Here is a 25361-nt window from a genome sequence, read left to right on the forward strand (position 1 = left end):
GGCAGCGATGGTAAGTGCTCGGCCTTCGCCGTTCGACCGCGTGCGAGCCACAATTGCGAACAATGCGGCGCCGAAACGACGGTCGGCGCGTGAGGAGGGCGCTCTGAGCGACACGGCCATCCGCTCCGGAATGAGGCTCGCGGGCCTCTTCGCCCAGAAGGGCGCCGTTTCCCTCGCGCGCGCCGTCCGGGCGCCCTATTACGCCGTTCAGGCCATGGGCCTGAGTGCGCCGGAGCGCCTCCATATCGCGCCACAGGACATACGCACCGCCGATCCGACCGTCGCCGACGAGATCTACGCCGGCTATTTCTCCTTCGCCGGCAAGATCGTCGAAACGCAGGGGCGCTCGCCCTTCGCGATCGATCCGCCCTCCGCCGCCTGGCGGCGCTCGCTCGCGGGATTCGCCTGGCTGCGCCATCTGCGCGCCGCCGACAAGGCGCTGGCGCGCGCCAACGCCCGCGCGCTCGCGGAGGATTTCCTCGCCATTCGCCGTCCCACGCCCGACGATCCCGCCTTCGAGCCGGCGGTGGTCGCGCGCCGCACCTTGTCCTGGCTCGCGCAATCGCCCATCCTGCTCGAGGAGGCGGATCAGGATTTTTATGACCGCTTCATGGAAGCGCTCGGCGGCAATGCGCGACGCCTTCTGCGCGCGCTCGCGGCGCCGCGGGCGGGGTCGGATCGTCTCGTCTGCGCGATCGCGCTCGCCGCCTTCGGCGTCTGCGCCGATGCGAACCGCAAACTCCAGGCGCGCGCCATCGATCTGCTCGACGCCGAGCTGGCGCGACAGATCCTCGACGACGGCGGTCATGTCTCCCGCAATCCGGAGGCGCCGGTCGAGCTGCTGCTCGATCTCCTGCCGCTGCGCCAGGCCTATGCAGCGCGCGGCCGGCGGCCGCCGGAGCGGCTGCTCGGCTCCATCTCCCGGATGATCTCCTTCCTGCGGCTGATGCAGCACGGCGACGGCTCGTTGGCGCTGTTCAACGGAATGGGACGCGCGCCGCCGGACCGGCTGGCGACAATCCTCGCCCATGACGATTCCCCCGGGCCGCCGCCGCTCGACGCGCCGCAGTCCGGCTATCGGCGCCTGCAGGCGGGCGAAGCGCTCGTCATCGTCGACGCCGGGCCGCCGCCGCCGCCGGTCTTCTCCGGAGCCGCGCATGCGGGTTGTCTTTCGTTCGAATATTCGATCGGCGCCGAGCGCATCGTCGTGAATTGCGGCGCGCCGCCGGCGAGCGCCGATCCGTCGCGCCGCCTCGCGCGCGTCACCGCCGCCCATTCGACGCTCGTCGTCGAGGACCGCTCCGCTTGCCGCATCCGCGCGCAGCGCGGCGAGGAGCGCATCCTCGCCGGGCCGCGCGACGTGCGGGCGACGCGACGTGCGACCGGCTCCAGCCGCGTGCTGGAGCTCGCCCATGACGGCTATGCGGCCGAGCTCGGCCTGACGCATGAGCGCATCCTGTCGCTGACGCACGACGGCGCGCAGCTGTTCGGCGAGGACAAGCTCGTCGCGGCCCGAGCGGGCGCGACAGCGCGCGATTTCGTGCTGCGATTTCATCTCCATCCCAGAGCGCAAGTCGCGCCGCTCGCGGAAGGGCAGGGCGCGCTGATTTCCTGCGGCTCCATCCATGTCGCCTTCGAGGCCGACGCGCCGGTCGCGATCGAGGACAGCGTGTTCTTCGCCGGCGCCGGCGGCGCGCGAAAATGCGCGCAGCTCGTCATCGCCGGCCGCGGTCGCGAGGACGCGCGCCTGCGCTGGTCCTTCACGCGGGTCGACGAGCACGGCGAGGAGTTGGTTTCCGCTCCCCGGGATATATGATAAGCGCCGGGCCGACCTCTCATCCGCGACGCTCGAGCTCGCCCCGAAAGGACCCGAATGCCGGTCGATCTGCGCCCCATCGCCAGAGCCCTCGTCTCTGTTTCCGACAAGACGGGCCTCGTCGATCTCGCGCGGGCGCTGGCCGTCCGCGGCGTTCAGCTCGTCTCCACCGGCGGCACGCGCAAGGCTCTCGCGGAGGCCGGCCTCCCCGTCAGCGATGTGGCGGACGTCACCGGCTTTCCCGAGATGATGGACGGCCGCTTGAAGACGCTGCATCCGAAAGTGCACGGCGGCCTCCTGGCGATCCGCGAGAATCCCGAGCACGAAGCGGCGATGCTCGCCCATGACATTCGCCCGATCGACCTGCTCGTCGTCAATCTCTATCCGTTCGAGGAGACGATGCGCGCCGGCGCCGCTTTCGAGCATTGCGTCGAAAATATCGACATCGGCGGTCCGGCGATGATCCGCGCCGCCGCCAAGAACCACGACGACGTCGCGGTGATCGTCGATCCGAGCGACTACGACTCGTTCCTCGCCGAGCTCGAAGCGAACAACGGCGCCGCGACTTTGGCGACGCGCCGCCGCCTCGCGCAAAAGGCGTTTGCGCGGACCGCCGCTTACGACGCGGCGATCTCCAATTGGCTCGCGGCGTCGCTCGGCGAGGCGACGCCGGCCTGGCGCGCCTTCGGCGGCAGACTCGCCGAGCCGATGCGCTATGGCGAGAATCCGCATCAGTCGGCCGGCTTCTATCTCACGGGCGACGCGCGCTTCGGCGTCGCGACGGCGCGGCAGGCGCAGGGCAAGCAACTCTCCTATAATAATGTGAACGACACCGACGCCGCCTACGAGCTGGTCGCGGAATTCGATCCGGCGCGCACGGCGGCGGTCGCCATCGTCAAGCACGCCAATCCTTGCGGCGTCGCCGAGGGCGCGACGCTCGCCGAAGCCTATGTCAAGGCGCTGCGCTGCGATCCCGTCTCCGCCTTCGGCGGCATCGTCGCCTTCAATCGGCGGCTAGACGCCGCGGCGGCGCGCGAGATCGTGAAGATTTTCACCGAGGTGATCATCGCGCCGGACGCCGACGACGAGGCGATCGCCATCATCGCGGCGAAGAAGAATTTGCGTCTGCTGCTCGCCGGCGGCCTGCCCGATCCGCGCGCGCGCGGCGTGACGTTCCGCAGTGTGGCGGGCGGCTTTCTGGCGCAGTCGCGCGACAACGCCGTCGTCGACGATCTGACGCTGACGGTCGTCACGAAGCGCGCGCCGAGCGAGCGCGAGCTGGCCGATCTCAAATTCGCCTTCCGCGTCGCCAAGCATGTGAAATCCAACGCCATCGTCTATGCGCGCGATCTGGCGACGGTCGGCGTCGGCGCCGGGCAGATGTCGCGCGTCGATTCGTCCCGCGTAGCGGCCGTCAAGGCGGAGGAGGCGGCGCGCGAGGCCGGCGTGACGGAGAGCTTCGCGGTCGGCTCGGTGGTCGCGTCCGATGCATTTTTTCCTTTCCCGGACGGGCTGCTGGCGGCGGCCTCGGCGGGGGCGACAGCGGTCATCCAGCCGGGCGGCTCGGTGAACGACAAGGATGTGATCGCCGCGGGGGACGAAGCCGGCCTCGCCATGGTGCTGACGGGCGTGCGGCATTTCCGGCACTGAGGGCCACTGTCGACGCGCGTGATTCTGCGTTCCCGCGGCCTCGGGCGAAGCGCGGGTGGGGCAGGGGTCCGGGACGCTCCGGCCCCGTCCGGCCGGTTGCGTGATGGTTTACGCCGGGTCCGGAGCGTCCCGCAACGCGGTCGTCGTCCTCGTCGACATCCCGAGGCTTCATCCGGACCCGCGAATCCTGGGGTTTCCCGTTCAAGACGCGATCGAGCCCGACGGCCTGGGATCACGAGCGGTTCTTGTTTCTCCCTATGGACGGGAGAAGAACGCCGCCCGGCGACGCGCATCCTGTCCGCGGACGGGGGTCGCCGTCCGGGATGGAGCCGCCCCCCGCCCGCGTTTCCCTGACCCGGGGAACGCCCCTTCATGGGCGGGAGCGGGACGGAAGATAGGAATATTTTCAGGGGGAGTCAAGGGGCGTTGCAAGAGGCAACAGGCGTCGCCCTGCGACTCTGGATCGCTTCCTTCGCTCGCGATGACGGCTCGGGCGTGGAAGTGGCGGTCGTGGAAATGGCGCCTTCGGACTTGCTCGGCCTCAAGAATAGAATCGCGTCCCTTCCCTTGCGCCGGATGAGGTCGAGCAGGACGAGAGCAGGGCCGCTCGGTCGTTTCGCGCCGTGCTCCAATTGCGAGACATAGCCGACGGTGAGATCGAGATAGCGCGAAGACTGCTTGGCTGAGCCGCGCTTTTTCCCGGAGGCTTCGGATTGCCTCGCCCGTGATCGGCGCAAGCTCGGGCGCGGCGTCTCTTCCCAGCCGACGCAAAGTGATCTTCTCATGCGTCGACTCGTCCATGAGTCCGAGGCGGCGCATGTCTTTGGCCGTTTCTCAGAACGGCTTCGAGCAACCGGCCAAGCGCGAATTTCTTCGTCATATCGCGCCTCCTCACTCACCCGTCACCTCGATCCCATTCTCCTCGCACCACTCCTTCAGCGCCTGTTTCTGCGCCTTCGCCTCGAAGTCGTACCAGGCGTCGAGCGCGCCTCTGCGCTCCAGCAGGCCCTTGAAACGGCGGTAGGCGCCTTTGCGACGGAAGATGTCGCGAATGTCGTCGAAATCATCCGGCAGGAACTCGCGTGCGAAATCGAGCACGAGCCGCTTGCCCAGATCGAGCTCACGCCGGCCGGGAATGGGGATGTATTTTTCCTCGTCCTCGATGTCGTCGGGCAGCTCCTCGAGGTCCTCGGCGAGGTCGGAGCGCCAATAGATCTTGCCCGACTCCCGGCAGAGAAAGGCTTCTGCGTCGCCTCCGTCGTCGCCGGCGAATTCATGGGCGAGAATCAGATCGTTCCAGTCGACGACGGGCATGGCGCGTTTCCGAAGCTTCGATGGGAGATCGATTATCGCGCAGGCCGACGGCTCGGTCGAGGCCGCGGCGAGACTTCGGCCGTTCTCCGCGCTTTCGCGCCGCGGCAAAGCGCGCTAGACCAGCGGCATGGCAGAGCGTCCGACCTACACGATCACTACCGCCATTCCTTATGCGAATGGCGCGCCCCATATCGGTCACGCCTATGAGCGGATCGCCACCGACGCCTTCGCGCGCTTCAAGCGGCTCGACGGCTTCGACGTGCTGTTCGTCACCGGCATGGACGAGCACGGCCAGAAGATGCAGCGCGCCGCCGAGCGCGAGGGGCTGACGCCGCTCGAGCTCGCCGACCGCACAGCGGCCCAGTTCCAGCACATGGGCGAGACGCTGAACGCGCTCGCCGACGACGTCGTGCGCACCACCCAGCCCCGCCATGCGGCGGCCGTGCTGGAGATGTGGCGGCGCATGGAGGCGGCGGGCGACATCTATCTCGCCAAATATTGCGGCTGGTACTCCGTCCGCGACGAGGCCTATTACGACGAGAGCGAGATCGCCGAGGTCGAGGGGAAGAAGCTCGCGCCGACCGGCACCCCGGTCGAATGGGTGGAGGAGGAGAGCTGGTTCTTCCGCCTCTCGGCCTATGCGGACAGGCTGCTCGCCCATTACGAGGCGCATCCCGATTTCATCACGCCGGAGAAATACAGGAACGAGATCGTCGCCTTCGTGAAGCGCGGCCTCTCCGACCTCTCGATCAGCCGCACCACTTTCGACTGGGGCATTCCCGTGCCGTCCAAGCCAGAGACCAACGCGAAGCATGTGATGTATGTGTGGGTCGACGCGCTCACCAATTACGTCACCGCCACGGGCTTTCTGACGGGGGAGGGGGATCGCGCGCGGTTCTGGCCGGCGAGCGCCCATGTCATCGGCAAGGACATCACCCGTTTCCACGCCATCTACTGGCCGGCGTTCCTGATGTCGGCGGGCGTTCCGCTGCCCGAGCAGATCGTCGTGCACGGCTTCCTCTTCAGCCGCGGCGAGAAGATGTCGAAGTCGCTCGGCAATGTCGTCGATCCGATCGGCCTCGCCGAGCGCTACGGCGTCGACCAGCTGCGCTATTTTTTCCTGCGCGAGATTCCCTTCGGCCAGGACGGCAATTATTCGCATGAGGCGATCGTCGCCCGCATCAATGCCGATCTCGCCAACGACCTCGGCAATCTGGCGCAGCGCTCGCTGTCGATGATCGCCAAGAATTGCGGCGGCGCGGTTCCGAGCCCGGGAGAATCGACCGAGGCCGACCGGGCGCTGCTCGCGGAGGCCACGGCCGTTCTGCCCAAGGCGCGCGAGGCGATGGACGATTACGAGCCGCATCTGGCGCTCGCGGAGATTTTCCGCGTCGTCGCCGAGGCGAACCGCTATTTCGCCGGCGAGGAGCCCTGGGCGAAGAAGAAGACCGACCCGAAGCGCATGGAGACGATCCTCTATGTGACGGCGGAGACGCTGCGGCGCCTCGCGATCCCGCTGCAGCCGTTCATTCCGAACGCGGCCTCGAGCTTGCTAGGGCTGCTCGGCATTCCGGCGGCGGCGCGCGACTTCGCCCATGCGGGCGAAGCGAATGCGCTCGCGCCCGGCGCGCCTCTGCCGGCGCCGGCGCCCATCTTCCCGCGCTATGTGGAGGAGGCGGAGGCGGCGGGCGAGAAGGCTTGAGGCGGGGAGCGGATCGTGAGGAATCGAGCGCGCGCGAGTTGGCTGGGCGCGGCGGCGATCGCCGCCACGCTGCATGCGGGAGCTCTCCATGCCGAGGGCTGGCGCAGCTACCGCAACGCGCGCTTCGGAACGACGGCCGATGCGCCGAAGGACTGGACCATGGGCGAAGCGCCGGAGAATGACGACGGCCGCGTCTTCACCTCGCCCGACAAGCAATCGCGGATCGTCGTCTACGGCGGGTTTCGGGTCTTCCAGAAGGAGCAGGAGATCGCCGACCGGCTCGCGCCGGGCGAGGGCGAGACCGTGACTTATCGCCGCCGCGGCAAGGACTGGCTCGCGGTCTCTGGAACGAAAGGCGATCGAATTTTCTATCGAAAATCGCTGCTCTCCTGTAATGGAGCGGTTTGGAACAACGTGTCCATCGATTATCCATCCGCGCAGAAGAAGAAATTCGACCCGCTCGTGACCCGTATCGCGCGTTCGCTCCGCGCCGGACAAAGCGACGCGCACATGACGGACTGTCCCTGACCAGGCGTTAGACGAATGCTCATCGACACACATTGCCATCTCGACTTCCCCGATTTCGCTCCCGAGCAGGAGGAGGTCGTCGCGCGCGGGCGCGCGCAGGGCGTCGCGCGCTTCGTCACCATCTCGACCCATGTCGGGAGATTCGCTGCGATCCGCGCCGTCGCCGAGCGCTATGACGACGTCTTCTGCACGGTGGGCACGCATCCCAATCATGCGCATGAGGAGCGCGAGGCGAGCGCCATGGAGCTCGTGGAGCTGGCGCGTCACCCCAAATGCGTCGGCATCGGCGAGGCGGGGCTCGACTATCACTACGACAAGGCGCCGCGCGAGCTGGCGCGTCGGGTGTTCCGCACCCATATCGCCGCGGCGCGCGAGAGCTCTCTGCCGCTCGTCATCCATTCCCGCGACGCCGACGCGGACTGCGCGGCTATTTTGCGCGACGAAATGGGGAAGGGGGCTTTCCCCGCCCTGCTCCATTGCTTCACCGGCTCGCGCGCGCTCGCCGAGACGGCGGTCGAACTCGGGCTCTACATCTCCTTCTCGGGCGTCGTGACCTTCAAGAACGCGCAGAACCTGCGCGACATCGCCCGCGACGTGCCGATGGAGCGGCTGCTGGTGGAAACCGACGCGCCCTTCCTCGCGCCCGCGCCGCATCGCGGCAAGCGCAACGAGCCGGCCTGTGTGGCGGATACGGCGCGCGTGCTGGCGGAAGTCAAAGGCGCGACCTTCGATGAAATCTCCGCACAGACGACCGCCAATGCGTTGCGGCTGTTCTCGAAAATGGCGCCGCCCGCGGCCTGGAGCCGCGCCGCGTGAGCCTCGTCGTCACCATCCTCGGCTGCGGCTCTTCGGGCGGCGTGCCGCGCGTCGGCCAGGGCTGGGGCGCATGCGACCCGACGAATCCCAAGAACCGCCGTCGCCGCTGCTCGATCCTCGCGACGCGGACGACGGACGACGCACGCACCAATGTGCTGGTCGACACCTCGCCCGATCTTCGCGAGCAATTGATCGACGCGGGGGTCGGCCGTCTCGACGCGATCCTCTTCACGCATCCGCACGCCGACCACACTCATGGGGTCGACGATGTGCGTGGGCTGGTGCTGGAGAGCGGGCGGCGCATTCCGGCCTATCTGGACGAGCCCACGGCGAAGATGCTGACCACGCGCTTCGACTATATCTTCGAGACGCCGCCCGGCAGCTTTTATCCGCCGCTGCTCGACGCGCATCGCATCCATCTCGGCCGTGAGATCGTCGTCGAGGGACCGGGCGGAACGATCGAGGCCATGCCGTTCCGGCTCGATCATGGCGACATGGACGCGCTCGGCTTCCGCATCGGCGATCTCGCTTACACGCCGGACCTCAATTCCGTGCCGAGGGAGAGCTTCCGCCATCTCGAGGGGCTCGATGTCTGGATCGTCGACGCTCTGCGCCACAAGCGGCACGGAACGCATTTGTCGGTGGGCGAAGCGCTGGAATGGATCGCCCACTTCAAGCCGCGCCGCGCGATCCTGACCGATCTGCACGTCGATCTCGACTATGACGCGCTCGCCGCCATGCTGCCTGCGCATGTGACGCCGGCCTATGACGGGCTGCGCGTCGAGCTCGGCTGACGCCGCGCGCCAATTTCCTTATCCATGATTCCAAGTCGGCGGCGATGGCGCGGCCGGCCATGGTAGCGTTCGGGCCGCATTATGGGCTCCGAGCCATATGGGCTCCAAGCCGTTCCGACGCCTCTAAGTTCCATAATATCGATTATGCGAATTTATCACACGCAGGCGGTTGAGTTTGCACGGGTTTTATTCTCGGCTCCACGTCCCGCCCCTGTTCGGAACGATGGACACGGAACGCGGGCGCGGGCGCCCCTCGGCGACCGGCGACATTCCGCCTACAGGGTTGAATTCAAAGACCACCAGGGCGTCGAGCCGAAGCGGAACCCAGGATTTTTCGGCGATTCAGCGAATTCAACTAGCCATGATGGCCCGTTTCCTGGTAAAAAGGCGATTGCGCGGGACTATATGGCATTCAACTGGCACAGTTACCAACGCAGCGGAACCGGCTCTCCGATAGAGGCCGGCGGCTTTGCGCGTCGTCGGGGCTTCGGCGCCCGGCGAGAGACCGTGCATGTGGCTATAGCGGTCTTCAGGCGGATGGCGGAGACGAGTACATACACATGAGCAGCAAAGGTCGAGATTTCCGGGGGCCCAGGAAGCGTGGGTTCGACGACGACGCCCCCTACAGCTATGACGCCCCGCGGCCGAGCCGGCCGCCGCGATCGCAGTTCGGAGGCGGCGGTTTTCCCGACGCGGCGCCTCCCACAGGCAACGAGCCCACCGTCGACGCAGTCGTCAAATGGTTCAAGCCCGAAAAAGGCTTCGGCTTCGTCGAGCTGGGCAATGGCACGGGCGACGCCTTCCTCCACATCGGCGCGGTCCAGGCGGCCGGCTATGAGGCGCTGCCTCCCGGCGCCAAGCTGAAGGTCACGGTCACCAGCTCGGTCAAGGGACAGCAGGTGTCGCGCGTGCTCGAGGTCGACCTGTCCAGCGCGAGCGAGCGGCCCGCGTCGTCGCCTCGCGGCTTCGACCGTCCGCCGCGGCGGCAGGCTCCCGATCCGTCGACGGCCGTGCCGGTCTCCGGCAAGGTCAAATGGTTCGACGAGACCAAGGGCTTCGGCTTCGTGCAGTCGAACGACGGCGGCAAGGACGTCTTCGTCCACATCTCGATCCTCGGCCCCTCCGGCGTCAATCATCTCGCCGAAGGCCAGCCGGTGACGATGCAGGTCGTCGACACCGCGAAGGGCCGCGAGGCTCTGTCGATCACGCTGGACTGATCGCGCCGCCGCCGTAGCCGACCCACGGGTCCGGCCTAGAGACCGACAAAAACGCTTCGGATTCGGGGAACGGGTCCGAGGCGCTGTCGTTGCAAGGCGGTTCGCCCCGGACCCTCGGATCGACTGCCTTTGGGCGGAAAGGCTGAGGGCGGGTCGATGCCGACGCGCCCATGTTAAAGCAAAATGCCGCGAATCCGCCAGCCATTCGACGCGCGCTCATGCGTCATAACACCGCGCCGCCGCCATTCTCCGCAAGACCGAACGGGAGCCCATGACGCAAGACCGTCTCGCGCGCCTCCTCGACATCATGGCCGCTCTGCGCGCCCCGGGGACGGGCTGCCCCTGGGACCTCGAGCAGAATTTTCGCTCCATCGCGCCTTACACGATCGAGGAGGCCTATGAGGTCGCCGATGCGGTCGAGCGCGGCGACCTCGACGACCTCAAGGAGGAATTGGGCGATCTGCTGCTGCAGGTCGTGTTCCACGCCCGCATGGCCGAGGAGCAGCAGGCTTTCGCCTTCGGCGACGTCGTCGACGCGATCGCCGGCAAGCTCGTGCGGCGCCATCCGCATGTGTTCGGCGACGGGAGCGCGGCGACGCCGGAAGCGGTGACGGCGCAATGGAACGAGATCAAGGCGCGCGAGAAGCTGGCGCGCGCCGAGCGTCGCGGAGAGGCCAGGGCGCCGAGCCGGCTCGACGGCGTGCCGCTCGCCCTGCCCGCTCTCGCGCGCGCCGTCAAATTGCAGCGCAAGGCGGCGGACGTCGGTTTCGACTGGGCCGACGCGCGGCTGGTGCTGGCGAAAATCCGCGAGGAGACCGAGGAGGTCGAGCAGGAGTTGCGCGACGGCGCGCCCTCGCCCGCCCTCGCCGACGAGATCGGCGATCTCCTGTTCGCCGTCGCCAATCTGGCGCGCCATGTGGACGCCGATCCCGAGCAGGCGCTGCGCGGCGCCAACGCCAAATTCGAGCGGCGCTTCCATTTCATCGAGCGGGCGCTGGACGAGAAAGGAAGGAGCCCGCAGGACTCCACGCTCGAGGAGATGGAGGCGTTATGGCGGGCGGCGAAAGAGTCCGAGCGGCGATAATTGCTCTCATCGAGGCGCCGCGACGCGCGCAGCGTCCTTCGACCACTCCATCAGCACGAACCAGGGCGCTCGCAGATAGGAGGCCACGCGATCGGGATCGCCGCCGCGTGGAGTCGGCTCCGAAAAATGCTCGAGCTCGAGACCCGCGCCGAGCAGCCACGAAAAATACGCTCCGAGCGGCCGATGCCAATTCTTCACGCATATGCCGGACCATTCCACCCAGATGGGCTTCTCCTCGAGATAATCGTCGATTCGAAAATGCAGCTTCTCGCCGCTCTCGCCCTTCGCCCATCCGAGGCCCGCATCCAATCCGGCGGTCTGAAAGTTGGAGAGATTGGCGATCAGCAAAGTCGCGCCGGGGCGCAGAACGCGCGCCATTTCCGAGATCGCGCGAGACGCGTCGTCTATGTCGACGAGGGTCAGGCAGCTCACGACGAGATCGAAGGATTCGTCGTCGAATTCGAGCGCCTCCGCCCGTCCGAGACGATAGTCGCCGAGCGGATCGCGCCTTCGCGCCTCGGCGATGAGCGCTTCGGTCGGGTCGACGCCGATCGCGTCGCCGACGCCGTTTTGTTTCAGCATTCGACACAGACGCCCTTCGCCGCAGCCGACGTCGAGAGCCCTCGGGAAGCGTCGGCCCGCGAGGCGTTCGCGCAACGCCGGATCGAGGATGAATTCGCGGGAGAAATCTCCCCGCTCTCCCAGCTCGGCGATCCAGGCCGTCGCCGATTCGCTCCAACCATTCGTCATTTCAGGCTCGCTCTCGTCCACGAAATTCGTCGGGCGAGCGATATCACTTTTCGAATTTTTCCAAGACCCATTCCTCGGCGCGGCCGCCCAGGAGCCATTGCCGATAGGCCGGCAGAGCGACGATCGCGCCGATATAGTCCTGCGCCTGCGACGAGACGTCGAGGCGATAGGTCGAGAAGCGGCAGACGACCGGCGCGAACATGGCGTCCGCCGCCGTGAAAGCGCCGAAGAGAAACGGCCCGCCCGTCCCGAAACGCGCGCGTGCGTCGCGCCAGGCCGCGTCGATGCGTGTGATATCGGCCCCGCCGCTTCCGGGCTCGGCGGCGCCGTATAGGACGGCGCGCGCCGGAAATTGGTGGGAAACTCGCTGCGCAGGGCCGCAAAGCCCGAATGCATCTCGGCGCCGAGCGAACGGGCGAGCGCGCGCGCCGCCGGATCGGCCGGCCATATGGCGAGATCCGGATGGATCTCGGCGAGATATTCGATGATGGCGAGCGAATCCCACACGGTGATCTCGCCGTGCCGGAGCGCCGGCGCCTTGCCGGCCGGCGAGAAGGCGAGCAGCGCCCGCTTCGACTCGGGGCGATAGAGCGGAACGACGATCTCGGTGAACGGAATCTCGAATTGCTTCATGGCCAGCCAGGGCCTCAGCGACCAGGACGAATAGGCCTTGTTGCCGATGAGCAGCTCCAATGTCATCATCCAATATCCCGATCAGTGCGTGCTGTCGGAAAAGAAGCCGAGCGTCACGACGCCGGCGACGATGAGGCCCATTCCGGCGAGCTCTCCCGCATTCAGCGTCTGGCGAAAGGCGAACCAGGCGACGGCGGCGATCAAGGCTTGGCCGACCCCGGACCAGATCGCATAAGCGACCGCGACCGGAATGCTGCGCAATGCGAGCGACAGCAGAAAGAACGACACGCCATAGCCGATCACGACGACGATCGAGGGCAGGAGCCTGGAAAATCCCTCGCTCGCTTTCAGCGCGGACGTGCCCGCGACCTCGGACAGGATGGCGATCGCCAGAAAAATGCGGTCCATTCGAAGACCCCTTCCGCATCGATGCGAGCCTCGAAAGCTCGCGCTTCGATCCGCTATCGACGCGCATGGCGCCGCTCGGGCGCGCCCGAAAAAACCTCGGCCTGCGGAAATCGCCGCGTCACATTGTCGAAACGTTCCGGCGCGACGCGCACGACGAGACGCGCGCGGCCGTCCGAGAGCGTCTCGCGGTCCAACACTTCCGTATGAGAGTGCAGCCACGCGAAACCTTCGCCGTCGGCGGGGTCGAGCGCGATCTCGAGCTCGACGCGTCCTTCGGCGAGACGCGACTCGATGCGCTCCAGCAGCGCGTCGAGCCCTTCCCCGGTCACCGCCGAGGCGAGCGAGGGACGCTCCCTGCCCTTCACACCCTCGGACGCGGCGCGTAGCGCGACGAGCCGCTCGGGATCGAGCGCGTCGATTTTGTTCCACACTTCGAGAATGCGCGCGCCGGCTTCGCCGGAAAGGCCGAGCTCTGCGAGGATCGCCTCGACATCCTCGGCCTGCGCCTCCCAATCCTCATGCGAGACGTCGCGCACATGCAGCACGACGTCGGCGAGCATCACCTCCTCCAGAGTGGCGCGGAAGGCGGAGATCAGCATGGTCGGCAGATCGGAGATGAAGCCGACCGTGTCCGACAACAGCGCGCGCGCCCCGTGCGGAAGGCGGATCTGCCGCAAGGTCGGATCGAGCGTCGCGAACAGCATGTCCTCGGCGAGCACGCCCGCCTTGGTCAGGCGATTGAACAAGGTCGACTTGCCGGCGTTGGTGTAGCCGACGAGGGCGACGACGGGATAGGGAACCTCGCGGCGCGTCTTGCGATGCAGGCCGCGCGTGCGCCTCACCTGTTCGAGGTCGCGCTCGATGCGCGCCATGCGCTCCTCGATGAGACGGCGGTCGGTCTCGATCTGGGTCTCGCCAGGGCCGCCGAGAAAGCCGAAGCCGCCGCGCTGGCGCTCGAGATGGGTCCAGCTGCGCACGAGCCGCGATTTCTGATAGGCGAGATGGGCGAGCTCCACCTGCAGCGCGCCTTCCCTGGTGCGGGCGCGGCGGCCGAAAATCTCGAGGATCAGCCCTGTGCGGTCGATGACCTTGGCGCCCCAGGCCTTTTCGAGATTGCGCTGTTGCACCGGCGAGAGCTGGCAATCCATCGTCACCAGCGTCGCCTCGGCGTTTTTCACCGTCTCGGCGATCTCCTCGACCTTGCCCTTGCCGAGAAAGGTCGACGGCCGCACCTGCGCGAGCGAGACGGCGACCGCCTCGGCGACGTCGAGCTCGATCGCTCGAGCCAAGCCGACCGCTTCGGCGAGGCGCGCCTGCGGATCGCGCGTCGCGCCGTCCGCCGCGCTGGCGCGCGCGACATAGGGCCCGACGACCAGCGCGCGCGTGCGGTCTCCGCCCTGCCCCGGCCCGGGGCCTTCGGACCCTCTATCGTTCAATCCATCCTCGACGATCTAGCGCTGTTTTTCGGGCGCGGCGTCGGAGTCGTCCCCCGGTTCGAACATATGGATCGGATGGCCGGGCATGATAGTGGAGATCGCATGTTTGTAGACTAGCTGCGAATGTCCGTCGCGCCGCAGCAAGAGACAGAAATTGTCGAACCAAGTCACAATGCCTTGAAGCTTGACGCCATTGACGAGGAAGATCGTGAGCGGAACCTTGTTTTTCCTCACGAAGTTCAAGAAAGTATCCTGCAGGTTCTGCGCGCGTTCCGAGGACATCGGCTATCCTGTTCTCTTTTTTCGTTTCCGGGCGACTTCCGCCGCTCATGTTCCATCCGAGCCGTCCGGCGCCGCATTAGAGACCGCGCCAGCGCAATGCGCAAGCCGTGAGCTGCGCGCCGCCCTCCTCCCGGCGGCGGCCGTGCGCTGCGGATCGTGGCCGACTGTTGCGACGCAACTGCGACGGCGAGCCCGGCCTCCACTAGAGCCAAATGGCGCGCGAGCCAATAGGAAAGTTTCGCAAGCTGTTGTAACGCCGCGGTTTGTGGACGGACCGTCGTTATTCGACGCCGAGCGACTTCAGCTTGCGATGCAGCGCCGAGCGCTCCATGCCGATGAATTCCGCCGTACGTGAAATATTGTTGCTGAAGCGGTTGAGCTGGGCGATCAGATATTCCCTCTCGAACACTTCGCGCGCCTCGCGCAGCGGCAGGCTCATCAGCTTCTCGCCGCGCACGCCGGCGGGCGTCGCCGGCACCAGCTCGCCGACGTCGGGAGGCAGCATGTCCGCGGTGATCTCGGCGTTGGAATCGCCCACGGCGAGGATCATCAGCCGCTCGACATTGTTGCGCAATTGCCGGATGTTGCCGGGCCAGTCGTGCAATTGCAGCACGGCGAGCGCGTCCTCGCTGATCCTGCGCCGCGCCATGCCGCTCGTGGCCGAGAGCTGCTCCATGAAATAATCGATGAGCTCGGGAATATCCTCGCGCCGCTCGGCGAGCGAGGGCACGCGGATCGGCATCACCGACAGGCGGTGGAAGAGATCCTCCCGCAGCGACCCCTCCTCGATCGCCGCGGGAAGATCGCGCGCGGAGGAGGAGATGATCCGCACGTCGACCTGCACGCGCGTGGCCCCCCCGACGCGCTGGAAGGTCTGCTGCTCGACGAGCACGCGCAGGATCTTGGACTGCGTGTCCTTGGGCATGTCGGCGATCTCGTCGAGGAACAGCGTGCCGCCATGCGCCTCCTCGAGCGCGCCGATCTTGGGCGGGCCCTCGCCGCCCTCGCGGCCGAACAGCTCGATCTCCATATTCTCGGGCGTGATGGTCGCCGCATTGATGACGACGAAGGGGCCGTCGGCGCGGGGCGACGCCGCATGGATGCAGCGCGCCGCGAGCTCCTTGCCGGAGCCCGGCCGTCCGGTGATCAGGACGCGCGAATTGACCGGCGCGACGCGGGCGATCAGCTGCTGCAGCTGATGAGCGGGCAGCGAGCTGCCGACGATGCGGTCCGAGGCGCCGGAGCGCTGGCGCAGCGCGCTGACCTCGCGGCGCAGCTGCGAGGCCTCCAGCGCCCGCTCGGCGACGAGCACCAGCCGGTCGGCCTTGAACGGCTTCTCGATGAAGTCATAGGCGCCGAGCTTGATGGCGCTGACCGCGGTCTCGATATTGCCGTGGCCCGAGATCATCACGACGGGCAGGCCCTTGTGCTGCTTCTGGATCTGCTCCAGCACCTGCATGCCGTCGAGCCGCGAGCCCTGCAGCCATATGTCGAGAAAGACGAGATGCGGCCGGCGCGACTCGATCGCCGCGAGCGCGGAATCGGAATCTTTCGCCGTGCGCACGCCATGGCCCTCGTCGCCGAGTATGCCGGCGACCAGCTCGCGGATGTCTTCTTCATCGTCGACGATGAGTATGTCGCTGACCATTTCTCTTCACCATTCACGTGGCGCGGCGCGGCGCCGGCTCCTCTCGCGCGGGCTCTCCGCCGAGCGGCAGGATCAGGCGCACGCAGGCGCCCCTGCCCGAGGGCGCGTCGAGCAATTCGAGCCGGCCGCCATGGTCCTCGATGATCTTGGCGACAATAGGCAGGCCGAGGCCCGTGCCCTCCGCGCGCGTCGTCATATACGGCTCGAGCAGCCGCTGCCGGTTGAAGGCCGGAAAGCCCTTGCCATTGTCGATCACGTCGATCTGCGCCATGCCCTCGCGCGCGGTCAGCGTGATCTCGATCCGCTTCGGCTCCGCCGCCGCGCCCTCGTCGCGCGCGGCGATGCTCTCCGCCGCATTCTTCACGATGTTGGTCAGCGCCTGCGACAGCAGCCGGCGGTCGAAGAAGGCGGGCGCCGGCTCGTCCGGCAGGTTCAAGGTGATTTCGACGTCATTGTGGGCGACGCGCTGCAGGAAGGCCGCCTGCCGCACGCATTCGCAGAGATCGTCGCGCTCGGGACGCGCCTTGGGCATGCGCGCGAAGGACGAGAATTCGTCGACCATGCGCTTGATGTCGTCGACCTGCCGCACGATCGTGTCGGTGCATTGGTCGAAGATGTCGCGGTCGACTGTGATGAGCCTTCCGTATTTGCGCTTCAGGCGCTCGGCGGAGAGCTGGATCGGCGTCAGCGGATTCTTGATCTCATGGGCGATGCGGCGGGCGACGTCCGCCCAGGCGGAGGTGCGCTGCGCGACGACGAGATCGGTGATATCGTCGAGCGTCACGACGAAATCGGAGCCCCTTTCCTCCGTCGCCGCCGAGGTCACGCGGACGGCGAAGGTCAATTCCTTGCCGCCGCGCCTTATCATGATCTGACGCTGAATCGGGCGCGGAAAGGCCTCGGCGGCGTCGGCGAGAATAGGCGCGATCTCCGGCAGCGCCTCGGCGGCCCGCTTGCCGATCGCCGCCGCGGCGGCGCTCTTCTGCCCGCCGACGAGCAGCTCCTCGGCGGAGCGGTTGAGCACATTGATCCGCCCCTCCGCATCCACGCCGAGCACTGCGGCGGGCACGCCCGACAGCACCGCTTCGGTGAAGCGGCGGCGCTCGTCGATCTGGCGATTGGCCGAGATCAGCCGCCGCTGCTGCTGCTCGAGCTCCGTGGTCATATTGTTGAAGACGTCGCCGAGATGGGCGAGATCGCCCTGCGAGCGCTCGACTTCGACGCGCACGTCGAGATTGCCCGCCGAGACCTGATCGGTCGCGGCGATCAGCGCGCGGATGGGCGCGACGAGCCGGTTGGCGAAATCGAGCCCGACCCAGACCGCGGACAGCAGCATGATCATCGCGAGCAGCGCATACATCACGACGAAGGCCTTCTTCACCGCGCCGCGATAGGCGTCGAAGGCGTCATAGGTCGCGATGAGGCTCGCCGCCTGCTCGGGGAACTGCACGCCGAAAGGATCGACCGGACGCGTCACATAGAGGAATGTGTCGGGATAGGACGACAGCGGCCGCAGCGCGACGAAGGTGCGGCCGTCGTCGATGACGAGACACAGAGGCTCGCCCTTGCGCGCGTCCTCGAAATCCGACTGCGGCGGCGCGATGACGATCGCCGAGCCGTCCTGCGCCACATCGACGCGCTCGACGATCTCGCCTTTGGCGGTGACGATCGCCGCGACCGAAAAGCCGAGAAAGCGCGCGCGCGAGGCGAAGAACTCGTGAAACAGGCCGCGGTCGGCGTTGAACATGGCGCGGGCGCGGTCGAGATCGGAGGCGGAGAGCTGCGCCTCCTGCAGCAGCGAGCGGCATTGCGTCTCGCGGAACACGCGCGCCGCCTCGGCCGTGCTGTGGACCGAGGTCTTGACCATGGCGAGGAATTTGGGATTGAGCGCGCGCTCCAGCGTGATCGAGCCGACGATCGCCAGAATGATCGCCGGCGCCAGCGCCAGCACCGAGAAGAAGCCGACGATGCGGATGTGGAGGCCCGCCGCCGCCTCGCCGCGCCGCCAAGCGCTGATGAGGGCGCCGGCCTTGACGAGCACAAGGCCGACGATCAGGACCAGCGCGGCGGCGTCGACGAAGAACAGCACGAAGACGACGTCGCCGGTCGGGGCGATCGGCGAGAGCTCGGCCATGATGAAGAAAGTGGCGAGCGCGCAGGCGACGGCGCCGACCACGGCGATCGGCCCGAACCACAGGCGCAGCGAGCGCCGCTCCGGCGAGGGCGGCGCGGCCCGGTCTAGGTCTCCCGCCATGGACATGCGCCTGTATAGGTCGCGATAGACATCGACGCAATCAGGCCCGACGCCCCCCACGTCGCCCGCCGCCCATGGAAGAATCTATTAATCGACCGGCCTGCGCGCCGCATGGCGGAAGCGCAAGATGACGATCTCGGAGTCGGTCGCTCGATAGTCGACCAGATAGGGGTAAGGCGTGACGGCGATGCGCCGCACTCGAGGATTGCTCGTTCTACGCCCCGCGAGCGGCCTTTCTTGCAGAAGTCCCAGAATCGCCAAAAGCCTCGAGCGGACATTGCTCGCACCACGGGGAGATTTTGCCGCCAAATAACCGAGCGCGGCATCGATTTGCGCGGCGGCCCGCGCGGTGAACCGAAGCTGCATCACTCATATTTCGCCCAGAGAGCGCGCATCTCCGCATCGGTTGCGAATTCGCCGCGCTCGGCTTCCGCCAGCGCCTCTGCGAGATCGCGTTCTTCCTCCTCCGACAATCGAACGAGAGGTTGCTCCTCCCCCGCGAGCTGCAGCAGCACATGGGCGAGCGCGTCCTGCTCGGCGTCTGGCAGACGACGAAGCTTTTCGACGGCCTGCTCAAGCAAGCGGGTCACGAGAGCCTCCTTCTTCTCTTTCCGGGTCTGTCGGATCATAAAGCGACGCGTTTCGCCTCACCTCGGCGAGCGCATCAATCTTATGTCGAGATCGTTGACCTTCTTGCGCAGCGTGTTGCGGTTGAGGCCGAGCAGCTCGGCGGCCTTGATCTGATTGCCGCGCGTCGCCGCGAGCGCGGCCGAGATCAGCGGCACCTCGATCTCGCGGATCACGCGATGATAGAGGCCGGGCGGCGGCAGGCGCTCGCCATGATCGCGGAACAGCTTGGCGAGATGCTGCTCGACCGATGTCGACAGCGTCACGTCCTTGTCGAGCGACCGCTCGCCGGCGGCTGCGGCCGCCGGCGAGCGGTCGCCGGGCGCGCCCTGGCGCATTTCGTGCTCGAGCTCGAGCTCCACCACCTGCTCGGTGATGACCTCCTGCGGATGCAGGGCGGCAAGCCGGCGGATCAGATTCTCGAGCTCGCGGATATTGCCCGGCCAGCGGTAGCGCTTCATCCGGTCGAGCGCCGGCTGCTCGATATATTTCTGCGGCAGGCCCTCATTGGCCGCGACCTTGAAGAAATGATGCACGAGGTCGGGAATGTCCTCGGTGCGCTCGCGCAGCGGCGGCAGGCGCAGCGGCACGACATTGAGGCGGAAATAGAGGTCCTCGCGGAAGAGGCCCTGCTGGATCAGCGCGCGCAGATCCTTGTTGGTGGCGGCGATGATGCGGACATTGGTCTTGATCGGCGTGCGGCCGCCGACGGTCGTATATTCGCCCTGTTGCAGAACGCGCAGCAGCCGCGTCTGCGCCTCCATCGGCATGTCGCCGATCTCGTCGAGGAACAGGGTGCCGCCCTCCGCCTGTTCGAAACGGCCGATCGAGCGCTGGCTGGCGCCGGTGAAGGAGCCCTTCTCATGGCCGAAGAGCTCGCTCTCGATGAGATCGCGCGGGATCGCCGCCATATTGATGGCGACGAAAGGCCCCTTCTTGCGCTTGCCGTAATCATGCAATGCGCGGGCGACCAGCTCCTTGCCGGTGCCGGATTCGCCATTGATCATGACCGTCAGATCGGTCTGCATCAGCCGCGCCAGCGAGCGATAGATCTCCTGCATGGCGGGCGAGCGGCCGACGAGCGGCATGCCCTCCATCTCGTCCTGCCCGTCGAGTTCGCCCTTCTTGCGCGGCTCGGCCATGGCGCGGCCGACAATGCCCACGAGCTCCTTCAGGTCGAACGGTTTCGGCAGATAGTCATAGGCCCCGCGCTCGGAGGCGCGGATGGCGGTCATGAACGTGTTCTGCGCGCTCATCACGATGATCGGCAGATCGGGACGGAGCTTCTTGATGCGGGGGAGAAGCTCGAAGGCGTTCTCGTCGGGCATCACGACATCGGTGACGACGAGGTCGCCCTCCCCCGATTGCACCCAGCGCCAGAGGGTCGCGGCGGTCCCCGTGGTGCGCACCTCATAGCCGGCGCGCGAAAGCGCCTGCGCTACGACCGTGCGGATCGCGGCGTCGTCGTCGGCGACCAATATCTCGCCGTGCGTCATCGGCATCGTCTCCAGCGGAACGTCATCATGAACGGCGGTCCTTCGACCGCTCCTCCTTCTCGGCGGCGGGGCCTCTCCGCGCGCGGCGCTCGTCGGCGCGCTTCTCGTCGTCCTTGCGATACATCGGCATGAGGATGCGGAAAGTGGTTCGCCTCGGGTGAGATTCGCATTCCACGATGCCGCCGTGGTCATTCACGATCTTGGCCACTAGTGCAAGTCCGAGGCCAGTGCCCGAGGATTTGGTGGTGACGAAAGGGTCGAACAGATGCGCCGCAATGTCCTCGGGAACGCCGCGGCCGTTGTCGCGCACGCAGAATTCGAGAGGGAGCCCGACCGGCCGCCCCTCTCCCATCGTTCTCAGGCTCACGCCCGGCCGATAGGCGGTCGAGAGCTCGATCTCGCCGTCCACCGCGTCGCCGATCGCCTCGGCGGCGTTCTTCACGAGATTGAGGAAGACCTGGACGAGCTGGTCGCGGCTCGCGGCGACCGGCGGGAGCGAAGGGTCGTAATTCTCGATGAAGCGGATGTGACGGGCGAAGCCGCTGCGCGCCACCCGCTTCACATGGTCGAGGACGATATGAATATTGACCTTGTCGCGTTCCGGCGGGCGCTGGTCGGAGAACACCTCCATGCGGTCGACGAGACGCACGATGCGGTCCGTCTCGTCGCAGATGAGACGCGTCAGCGCGCGGTCCTCGTCGCCGACCGAGCTCTCCAGCAATTGCGCCGCGCCCCTGATGCCGGACAGGGGATTCTTGATCTCGTGCGCGAGCATGGAGGCGAGCCCCGAAACCGAGCGCGCCGCCCCCCTATGGGTCAGCTGCCTGTCTATTTTATCGGCAATGGTGCGTTCCTGCAGCACGACGAGCACGCCGCCGTCGCTGTCGGGCAGCGGAGCGCAGTGCACGTCGACGCGCCGGTCGCCGTCGACGCCCGGCCGGCCGAGGTCGATGCGATATTCGTTGATCGCGGCGCCCCGCTCCCGCACCTGCTCGATCAGCGCCAGCAGCGGCGAGCCGAAGGCGAGCAGACGGCTCAGCTCCTGGCCGATCAGGATCGGCTTGCCGATCTCGAAAAAGGCCTCGGCCGCGGCGTTGGCGTCTGCGATCACGCCATCCTGGCGGATCGCCAGTATGATGCTGGGCAAGGCCTCGAGAATGCAGGCGCGGTTCTCCTCGGAGAGAATCCGCAGGCGAGCTCCGAGCAGGGGCGGAAGCGCGTCCCGACGCTTGTGCGGATTGGATTCGGCCGTCATGTCGTCCCCTCGAAACTCGTTACGCAGCGTCGGGAGTCGGTCCGCCCCCGGGTAAGACACGAGATCATCACGCGCACGCCGGCTCGCGCGGCGCGTCCAGACGGAACAGCCGCGCCAGCAGCCGCCTCGCCTCCTCGGGCGTCGCGGCGCCGACGAGGGCCCGGCGCAGCCCCTGCCGCTCGCCGGCGCCGTCGTCCGGCGCGTGATCGGCGTAAGCGGCGAGATGCTTGCGCGCATGGCGCAGCCCGGCCGACGCGCCCATGAGCGCGAGCAGGCCGTCCAAATGCTCGAGCGCCGCCTCCAGCCGTGCGACGCGGTCCGGCGGCGGCCGGCGGCGGCCGGTCGCGAGAAAATGCGCGACGTCGCCGACGAGCCAGGGGCGGCCGAGGGCCGCCCGGCCGATCATGACGGCGTCGGCGCCGGACAGCCGCAGCATCTCCGCGGCGTCTTCGGGGCTCTCGCAATCGCCATTGGCGACGACCGGGATCCGCAACGCGCGCTTGACCTCGGCGATCGCGGCCCAATCCGCCCTGCCCTCGTAGAATTGCGCGCGGGTGCGGCCGTGCACCGTCACCATCGCCGCGCCCTCGCTCTCGACGAGACGCGCGACCTCGGGCGCATTGCGCGCGGCGTCGTCCCAGCCGAGCCGCATCTTTACGCTGACCGGCACGCCGACCGCGCCGACCGCCGCGCGCGCCAGGGCTGCGGCGAGCGGCGGATCGCGCATCAGCGCCGCGCCGGCGAGGCCGCCGGTCACGCGCTTGCACGGACAGCCCATATTGATGTCGATGAGCTTCGCCCCCGCCGCCTCGGCGCGGCGCGCCGTCTCGGCGATCGCTCGCGGATCCCGCGCCGCGATCTGCACGATATGCGCGTCGAGCCCGGCGCCGTCGAGCCGCTGGCGGGCCTCGAGGTCGCCGCGCGCGAGCGCGCTGGCCCCGACCATCTCGCCGACCGCCGCCGACGCGCCGAAACGCAGCGCGATCCGGCGCATGGCGAGGTCGGTCACGCCGGCCATGGGCGCGAGCAGCGCGCGCCCGGGGAGACGAAGCGAACCGATGCGCAAAGGCGTGGCTCCCATAGTCTCGCCTATAAATTCATCAGTTTTCATCGTGCCTACACTATATGCACGCGGTCTTACGTACGCAATGAGTATAACCCCGTTGCGTCGGCGAAAATTGACGCGGAAGCGAAAACGCGAGACAGGAACGGCCCATGAGCGCCTCCTCCCCCATCGCTTTTCTGACCGTCGCCGGCGGCCGCGGCTCCCGGGCCGGCGACGGCCTTCCAAAACAATATCGTGCGCTGCTCGGCAAGAGCGTCCTGACGCGCACGCTCGAGGCGTTGCACGCGGCCGCGCCCGAGGCGGCGCTGCTGGTCGTCACCCATGCCGACGACGCCCTGCTCTACCGCGAGGCCGTCGCGCTTCTGGCGCCCGATGCGCAGGCGCGTCTGCTCGAGCCGGCGGCCGGCGGAGGGACTCGGCAGGAGAGCGTGCGCAATGGCCTCGAGGCGCTGGCGCGGCTCGCCCCGGCGCCCGAGATCGTGTTGATTCATGACGCAGCGCGGCCTTTCGTCGACGCCGGCCTCATCGAGCGCGCCATCGCGGCGGCGCGCGCGCATGGCGCCGCCGTGCCCGGCCTGCCGCCGACCGACACGGTGAAGCAGGTCGACGCCGCGGGGGTCGTCGTCGCGACGCCGGATCGCACCGCCCTGCGCAGCGTCCAGACGCCCCAGGCCTTCTCCTTTCCGCTGATCCTCGCCGCCCATCGCGCGGCCGGCTCCGGGACGGAACTCACCGACGACGGCATGGTTGCCGAGGCCGCGGGTCATGGAGTTCATGTCTTCGCCGGCGACACAGCCAATTTCAAGCTCACCACCGCGGAGGATTTCTTGCGCGCGCAGACGCAATTGCTCGGCGACCTCTCCGACATCCGCACCGGCCAGGGCTATGACGTCCACGCCTTCGGCCCCGGCGACAAGGTCTGGCTCGGCGGCGTTCCCGTGCCCTATTCACGAGGATTAGCCGGCCATTCGGACGCCGACGTGCTGGCCCATGCGGTCACCGACGCTCTGCTCGGCGCGCTCGCGGACGGCGACATCGGCAAGCATTTTCCGCCCTCGGACCCGCAGTGGAAGGGCGCCGCCTCCTCCATCTTCCTCGCTTTCGCGGCGAAGCGCGTGCGCGAGCGCGGCGGGATCGTCGCCCATGTCGACGCGACCATCGTCTGCGAAGCGCCCAAGATCGGCCCGCACCGCGACGCCATCCGAGAGAGCCTCGCGAAAATCATGGAGGTGGACGTGTCGCGCGTCGCGGTGAAGGCGACGACGACGGAGCGTCTCGGCTTCACCGGCCGGCAGGAAGGGATGGCGGCGCTGGCGCTGGCGACGGTGCGGCTGCCGACGTCTGCCATTTGAGCCGCCGCCCGACTATATTATCTCGACGCCCCTGGCGCTCCTTCGGAGTCTTCTCGATGGACGGGCTCGATCGCACAATCGACCCCGAGGTGATGGACGAACGCCCGTGCATTCGCGGCATGCGCATCACCGTGGGCATGATCGTCGGGCAGATCGCCGCCGACGTCTCATTCTACCGTGCCGACGATCCCAACCAGCCCTAGACCATGCCCCACCCCGATCTCCTCCGCCTCGCCGAACGCCTCCTCGACCTCTGCCGGGCGCAGAAGCTCCGTCTCGCCACGGCCGAATCCTGCACCGGCGGGCTCGTCGCCGGGGCGATCACCGCCATCGCCGGCTCCTCGGACGCCTTCGACCGCGGCTTCGTCACTTATTCCAACGCCGCCAAGGAAGAGATGCTCGGCGTCCCGCACGACATTCTCGAGCGCTACGGCGCCGTCAGCGCCGAGACCGCGCGGGCGATGGCGCATGGAGCGGTCGAGCGGTCTTTCGCCGATATCGCCGCGTCGATCACAGGCGTCGCCGGTCCCGGCGGCGGCAGCGCGGAAAAGCCCGTCGGGCTCGTCCATTTCGCCTGTCTGCGCAAGGGCTTCGGCGTCGAGCACGTCGAGCGGCGCTTCGGACCGCTGACGCGTGAGGCCATACGGGAGGCGTCGGTTCTCCAGGCGCTGGAGATGCTGGTCGAGGCCGCTCAGCGGCGCCCATAGACCTCGCCGGCTCGCTTCACGAAAGCGTCGGCATATTTGTGGAAGGCCTGGTCGAACATCGCGCCCATCACGAGGCCGAGCGTCCGGCTGCGGAACTCGTAGCTGATATAGAATTCGACCAGGGAGCGCGGCGCGCCGTCCGGGCCCTGCGGCTCGTCGACGAAGGTCCAGCGGTTCTCGAGCTTCTTGAACGGGCCGTCGATATATTCGACGAGAATTTCGCGTTTCGCCGCGTCGCAGGTGACGCGGCTGGTGAAGCGCTCGCACACCGCCTTGAAGCCGACCTCCATTTCCGCGACGATGATCTCCTTCCCCTCCTCGGTCGTGGTCCGCCGCTTGATGCGCAGCGCCTCGCAGAGCGGCACGAATTTCGGATAGGCCTCGACGTCCCTGACGAGGGCGAACATGTCGTCGGCGCGGAAATTCACGCGACGGCGGTTGCGGAAGCTCTTCATGGCCGACGCTAGTAGCACTATTGCGGAGGCCGGGAAAATGGTCCGGTCGCCGGCGCGCGCCGACGCCCTAT

The 25361-nt window shown here is 67.5% G+C and carries 24 protein-coding genes and 1 pseudogene; 11 read left to right on the plus strand and 14 right to left on the minus strand.

Annotated elements, in window-relative coordinates:
• The first annotated feature begins 130 nt into the window (after positions 1–130).
• The gene (locus AC6IW9_RS17265; protein ID WP_497765325.1) at positions 131–1816 is read left to right on the plus strand and encodes a heparinase II/III family protein; all 1686 of its coding nucleotides are present in this window, start codon (positions 131–133) and stop codon (positions 1814–1816) included.
• Between the two features lie 57 nt (positions 1817–1873).
• Complete coding sequence (purH, locus tag AC6IW9_RS17270; RefSeq protein ID WP_497765328.1) at positions 1874–3466, plus strand: bifunctional phosphoribosylaminoimidazolecarboxamide formyltransferase/IMP cyclohydrolase; 1593 nt, start codon at positions 1874–1876, stop codon at positions 3464–3466.
• Between the two features lie 891 nt (positions 3467–4357).
• On the opposite strand, the gene AC6IW9_RS17275 is transcribed toward purH, so the two are convergent.
• The gene (locus AC6IW9_RS17275; RefSeq protein ID WP_497765331.1) at positions 4358–4780 is read right to left on the minus strand and encodes a UPF0158 family protein; all 423 of its coding nucleotides are present in this window, start codon (positions 4778–4780) and stop codon (positions 4358–4360) included.
• A 127-nt stretch (positions 4781–4907) separates the two neighbouring features.
• Between AC6IW9_RS17275 and metG the strand changes: the two genes are divergently transcribed.
• From metG to mazG, 6 genes are all read left to right on the plus strand, one after another.
• Complete coding sequence (metG, locus tag AC6IW9_RS17280; protein WP_497765333.1) at positions 4908–6482, plus strand: methionine--tRNA ligase; 1575 nt, start codon at positions 4908–4910, stop codon at positions 6480–6482.
• Positions 6483–6497: 15 nt separating this feature from the next.
• Complete coding sequence (locus tag AC6IW9_RS17285; RefSeq protein WP_497765336.1) at positions 6498–7010, plus strand: hypothetical protein; 513 nt, start codon at positions 6498–6500, stop codon at positions 7008–7010.
• A gap of 15 nt (positions 7011–7025) precedes the next feature.
• On the plus strand, positions 7026–7826 hold the full coding sequence (locus AC6IW9_RS17290; protein ID WP_497765338.1) for a TatD family hydrolase: 801 nt from the start codon (positions 7026–7028) through the stop codon (positions 7824–7826).
• The gene (locus tag AC6IW9_RS17295; RefSeq protein ID WP_497765340.1) at positions 7823–8620 is read left to right on the plus strand and encodes an MBL fold metallo-hydrolase; all 798 of its coding nucleotides are present in this window, start codon (positions 7823–7825) and stop codon (positions 8618–8620) included. Before AC6IW9_RS17290 ends, AC6IW9_RS17295 begins: the two co-directional genes overlap by 4 nt.
• 560 nt (positions 8621–9180) lie before the next feature.
• Positions 9181–9837 carry a cold-shock protein gene (locus tag AC6IW9_RS17300; RefSeq protein ID WP_497765342.1) on the plus strand — a complete coding sequence of 219 codons (657 nt, stop codon included), beginning with the start codon at positions 9181–9183 and terminating at the stop codon, positions 9835–9837.
• Between the two features lie 271 nt (positions 9838–10108).
• On the plus strand, positions 10109–10921 hold the full coding sequence (gene mazG / locus AC6IW9_RS17305) for a nucleoside triphosphate pyrophosphohydrolase (protein ID WP_497765344.1): 813 nt from the start codon (positions 10109–10111) through the stop codon (positions 10919–10921).
• 6 nt (positions 10922–10927) lie between these two features.
• On the opposite strand, the gene AC6IW9_RS17310 is transcribed toward mazG, so the two are convergent.
• The 12 genes and pseudogenes from AC6IW9_RS17310 to dusB all read right to left on the minus strand — a co-directional run bounded on the left by AC6IW9_RS17310 (position 10928) and on the right by dusB (position 22776).
• Complete coding sequence (locus tag AC6IW9_RS17310) at positions 10928–11671, minus strand: class I SAM-dependent methyltransferase (protein WP_497765347.1); 744 nt, start codon at positions 11669–11671, stop codon at positions 10928–10930.
• Positions 11672–11714: 43 nt separating this feature from the next.
• Positions 11715–12370 (minus strand): annotated as a pseudogene (locus AC6IW9_RS17315) (glutathione S-transferase family protein).
• A gap of 15 nt (positions 12371–12385) precedes the next feature.
• Positions 12386–12712 carry a DMT family transporter gene (locus AC6IW9_RS17320; protein WP_497765350.1) on the minus strand — a complete coding sequence of 109 codons (327 nt, stop codon included), beginning with the start codon at positions 12710–12712 and terminating at the stop codon, positions 12386–12388.
• 53 nt (positions 12713–12765) lie between these two features.
• Positions 12766–14148, minus strand: a complete 1383-nt coding sequence (gene hflX / locus AC6IW9_RS17325; protein WP_497765353.1) for a GTPase HflX — start codon at positions 14146–14148, stop codon at positions 12766–12768.
• A 15-nt stretch (positions 14149–14163) separates the two neighbouring features.
• A complete protein-coding gene (hfq, locus tag AC6IW9_RS17330) occupies positions 14164–14430 on the minus strand; it encodes an RNA chaperone Hfq (protein WP_222573984.1) in 267 nt (88 codons plus the stop codon).
• A 280-nt stretch (positions 14431–14710) separates the two neighbouring features.
• On the minus strand, positions 14711–16078 hold the full coding sequence (gene ntrX, locus AC6IW9_RS17335; RefSeq protein WP_497765357.1) for a nitrogen assimilation response regulator NtrX: 1368 nt from the start codon (positions 16076–16078) through the stop codon (positions 14711–14713).
• A gap of 13 nt (positions 16079–16091) precedes the next feature.
• Positions 16092–18332, minus strand: coding sequence for a sensor histidine kinase NtrY-like (locus tag AC6IW9_RS17340; RefSeq protein WP_497765360.1), 2241 nt, complete (start codon positions 18330–18332; stop codon positions 16092–16094).
• A gap of 87 nt (positions 18333–18419) precedes the next feature.
• A complete protein-coding gene (locus AC6IW9_RS17345) occupies positions 18420–18698 on the minus strand; it encodes a type II toxin-antitoxin system RelE/ParE family toxin (RefSeq protein ID WP_497772549.1) in 279 nt (92 codons plus the stop codon).
• On the minus strand, positions 18698–18922 hold the full coding sequence (locus AC6IW9_RS17350) for a hypothetical protein (protein ID WP_497765363.1): 225 nt from the start codon (positions 18920–18922) through the stop codon (positions 18698–18700). The genes AC6IW9_RS17345 and AC6IW9_RS17350 overlap by 1 nt, the downstream gene beginning before the upstream one ends.
• 57 nt (positions 18923–18979) lie before the next feature.
• The gene (gene ntrC, locus AC6IW9_RS17355; RefSeq protein WP_497765366.1) at positions 18980–20455 is read right to left on the minus strand and encodes a nitrogen regulation protein NR(I); all 1476 of its coding nucleotides are present in this window, start codon (positions 20453–20455) and stop codon (positions 18980–18982) included.
• Between the two features lie 25 nt (positions 20456–20480).
• Complete coding sequence (locus AC6IW9_RS17360; RefSeq protein ID WP_497765369.1) at positions 20481–21710, minus strand: two-component system sensor histidine kinase NtrB; 1230 nt, start codon at positions 21708–21710, stop codon at positions 20481–20483.
• Positions 21711–21777: 67 nt separating this feature from the next.
• Positions 21778–22776: a tRNA dihydrouridine synthase DusB gene (gene dusB / locus AC6IW9_RS17365; RefSeq protein ID WP_497765371.1), complete on the minus strand. Its 999-nt coding sequence runs from the start codon at positions 22774–22776 to the stop codon at positions 21778–21780.
• A gap of 149 nt (positions 22777–22925) precedes the next feature.
• On the opposite strand from dusB, the gene AC6IW9_RS17370 reads away from it, so the two are divergent.
• Genes AC6IW9_RS17370 through AC6IW9_RS17380 form a run of 3 tightly spaced genes read left to right on the plus strand, consistent with a single transcriptional unit; the run spans position 22926 to position 24835 of the window.
• Entirely contained in the window at positions 22926–24128 is a 1203-nt protein-coding gene (locus AC6IW9_RS17370) for a bifunctional 2-C-methyl-D-erythritol 4-phosphate cytidylyltransferase/2-C-methyl-D-erythritol 2,4-cyclodiphosphate synthase (RefSeq protein WP_497765373.1), read from the plus strand.
• A gap of 56 nt (positions 24129–24184) precedes the next feature.
• Positions 24185–24331, plus strand: a complete 147-nt coding sequence (locus AC6IW9_RS17375) for a DUF433 domain-containing protein (protein ID WP_497765375.1) — start codon at positions 24185–24187, stop codon at positions 24329–24331.
• Between the two features lie 3 nt (positions 24332–24334).
• On the plus strand, positions 24335–24835 hold the full coding sequence (locus AC6IW9_RS17380; RefSeq protein ID WP_497765377.1) for a CinA family protein: 501 nt from the start codon (positions 24335–24337) through the stop codon (positions 24833–24835).
• Here AC6IW9_RS17380 and AC6IW9_RS17385 read toward each other — a convergent pair.
• Entirely contained in the window at positions 24820–25290 is a 471-nt protein-coding gene (locus tag AC6IW9_RS17385; RefSeq protein ID WP_497765380.1) for a type II toxin-antitoxin system RatA family toxin, read from the minus strand. The genes AC6IW9_RS17380 and AC6IW9_RS17385 overlap by 16 nt on opposite strands.
• Between the last annotated feature and the right edge of the window lie 71 nt (positions 25291–25361).

Source organism: Methylosinus sp. shoA (assembly GCF_059718125.1).

Bases quoted from the DNA above. Each gene is read 5' to 3' on its own strand.
- AC6IW9_RS17265 (WP_497765325.1), top strand. From the start codon at position 131: ATGAGGCTCGCGGGCCTCTTCGCCCAGAAGGGCGCCGTTTCCCTCGCG.
- purH (WP_497765328.1), top strand. From the start codon at position 1,874: ATGCCGGTCGATCTGCGCCCCATCGCCAGAGCCCTCGTCTCTGTTTCC.
- AC6IW9_RS17275 (WP_497765331.1), bottom strand. From the start codon at position 4,780: ATGCCCGTCGTCGACTGGAACGATCTGATTCTCGCCCATGAATTCGCC.
- metG (WP_497765333.1), top strand. From the start codon at position 4,908: ATGGCAGAGCGTCCGACCTACACGATCACTACCGCCATTCCTTATGCG.
- AC6IW9_RS17290 (WP_497765338.1), top strand. From the start codon at position 7,026: ATGCTCATCGACACACATTGCCATCTCGACTTCCCCGATTTCGCTCCC.
- AC6IW9_RS17300 (WP_497765342.1), top strand. From the start codon at position 9,181: ATGAGCAGCAAAGGTCGAGATTTCCGGGGGCCCAGGAAGCGTGGGTTC.
- mazG (WP_497765344.1), top strand. From the start codon at position 10,109: ATGACGCAAGACCGTCTCGCGCGCCTCCTCGACATCATGGCCGCTCTG.
- AC6IW9_RS17310 (WP_497765347.1), bottom strand. From the start codon at position 11,671: ATGACGAATGGTTGGAGCGAATCGGCGACGGCCTGGATCGCCGAGCTG.
- AC6IW9_RS17320 (WP_497765350.1), bottom strand. From the start codon at position 12,712: ATGGACCGCATTTTTCTGGCGATCGCCATCCTGTCCGAGGTCGCGGGC.
- hfq (WP_222573984.1), bottom strand. From the start codon at position 14,430: ATGTCCTCGGAACGCGCGCAGAACCTGCAGGATACTTTCTTGAACTTC.
- ntrX (WP_497765357.1), bottom strand. From the start codon at position 16,078: ATGGTCAGCGACATACTCATCGTCGACGATGAAGAAGACATCCGCGAG.
- AC6IW9_RS17340 (WP_497765360.1), bottom strand. From the start codon at position 18,332: ATGGCGGGAGACCTAGACCGGGCCGCGCCGCCCTCGCCGGAGCGGCGC.
- AC6IW9_RS17345 (WP_497772549.1), bottom strand. From the start codon at position 18,698: ATGCAGCTTCGGTTCACCGCGCGGGCCGCCGCGCAAATCGATGCCGCG.
- ntrC (WP_497765366.1), bottom strand. From the start codon at position 20,455: ATGACGCACGGCGAGATATTGGTCGCCGACGACGACGCCGCGATCCGC.
- AC6IW9_RS17360 (WP_497765369.1), bottom strand. From the start codon at position 21,710: ATGACGGCCGAATCCAATCCGCACAAGCGTCGGGACGCGCTTCCGCCC.
- AC6IW9_RS17370 (WP_497765373.1), top strand. From the start codon at position 22,926: ATGAGCGCCTCCTCCCCCATCGCTTTTCTGACCGTCGCCGGCGGCCGC.
- AC6IW9_RS17375 (WP_497765375.1), top strand. From the start codon at position 24,185: ATGGACGGGCTCGATCGCACAATCGACCCCGAGGTGATGGACGAACGC.
- AC6IW9_RS17380 (WP_497765377.1), top strand. From the start codon at position 24,335: ATGCCCCACCCCGATCTCCTCCGCCTCGCCGAACGCCTCCTCGACCTC.
- AC6IW9_RS17385 (WP_497765380.1), bottom strand. From the start codon at position 25,290: ATGAAGAGCTTCCGCAACCGCCGTCGCGTGAATTTCCGCGCCGACGAC.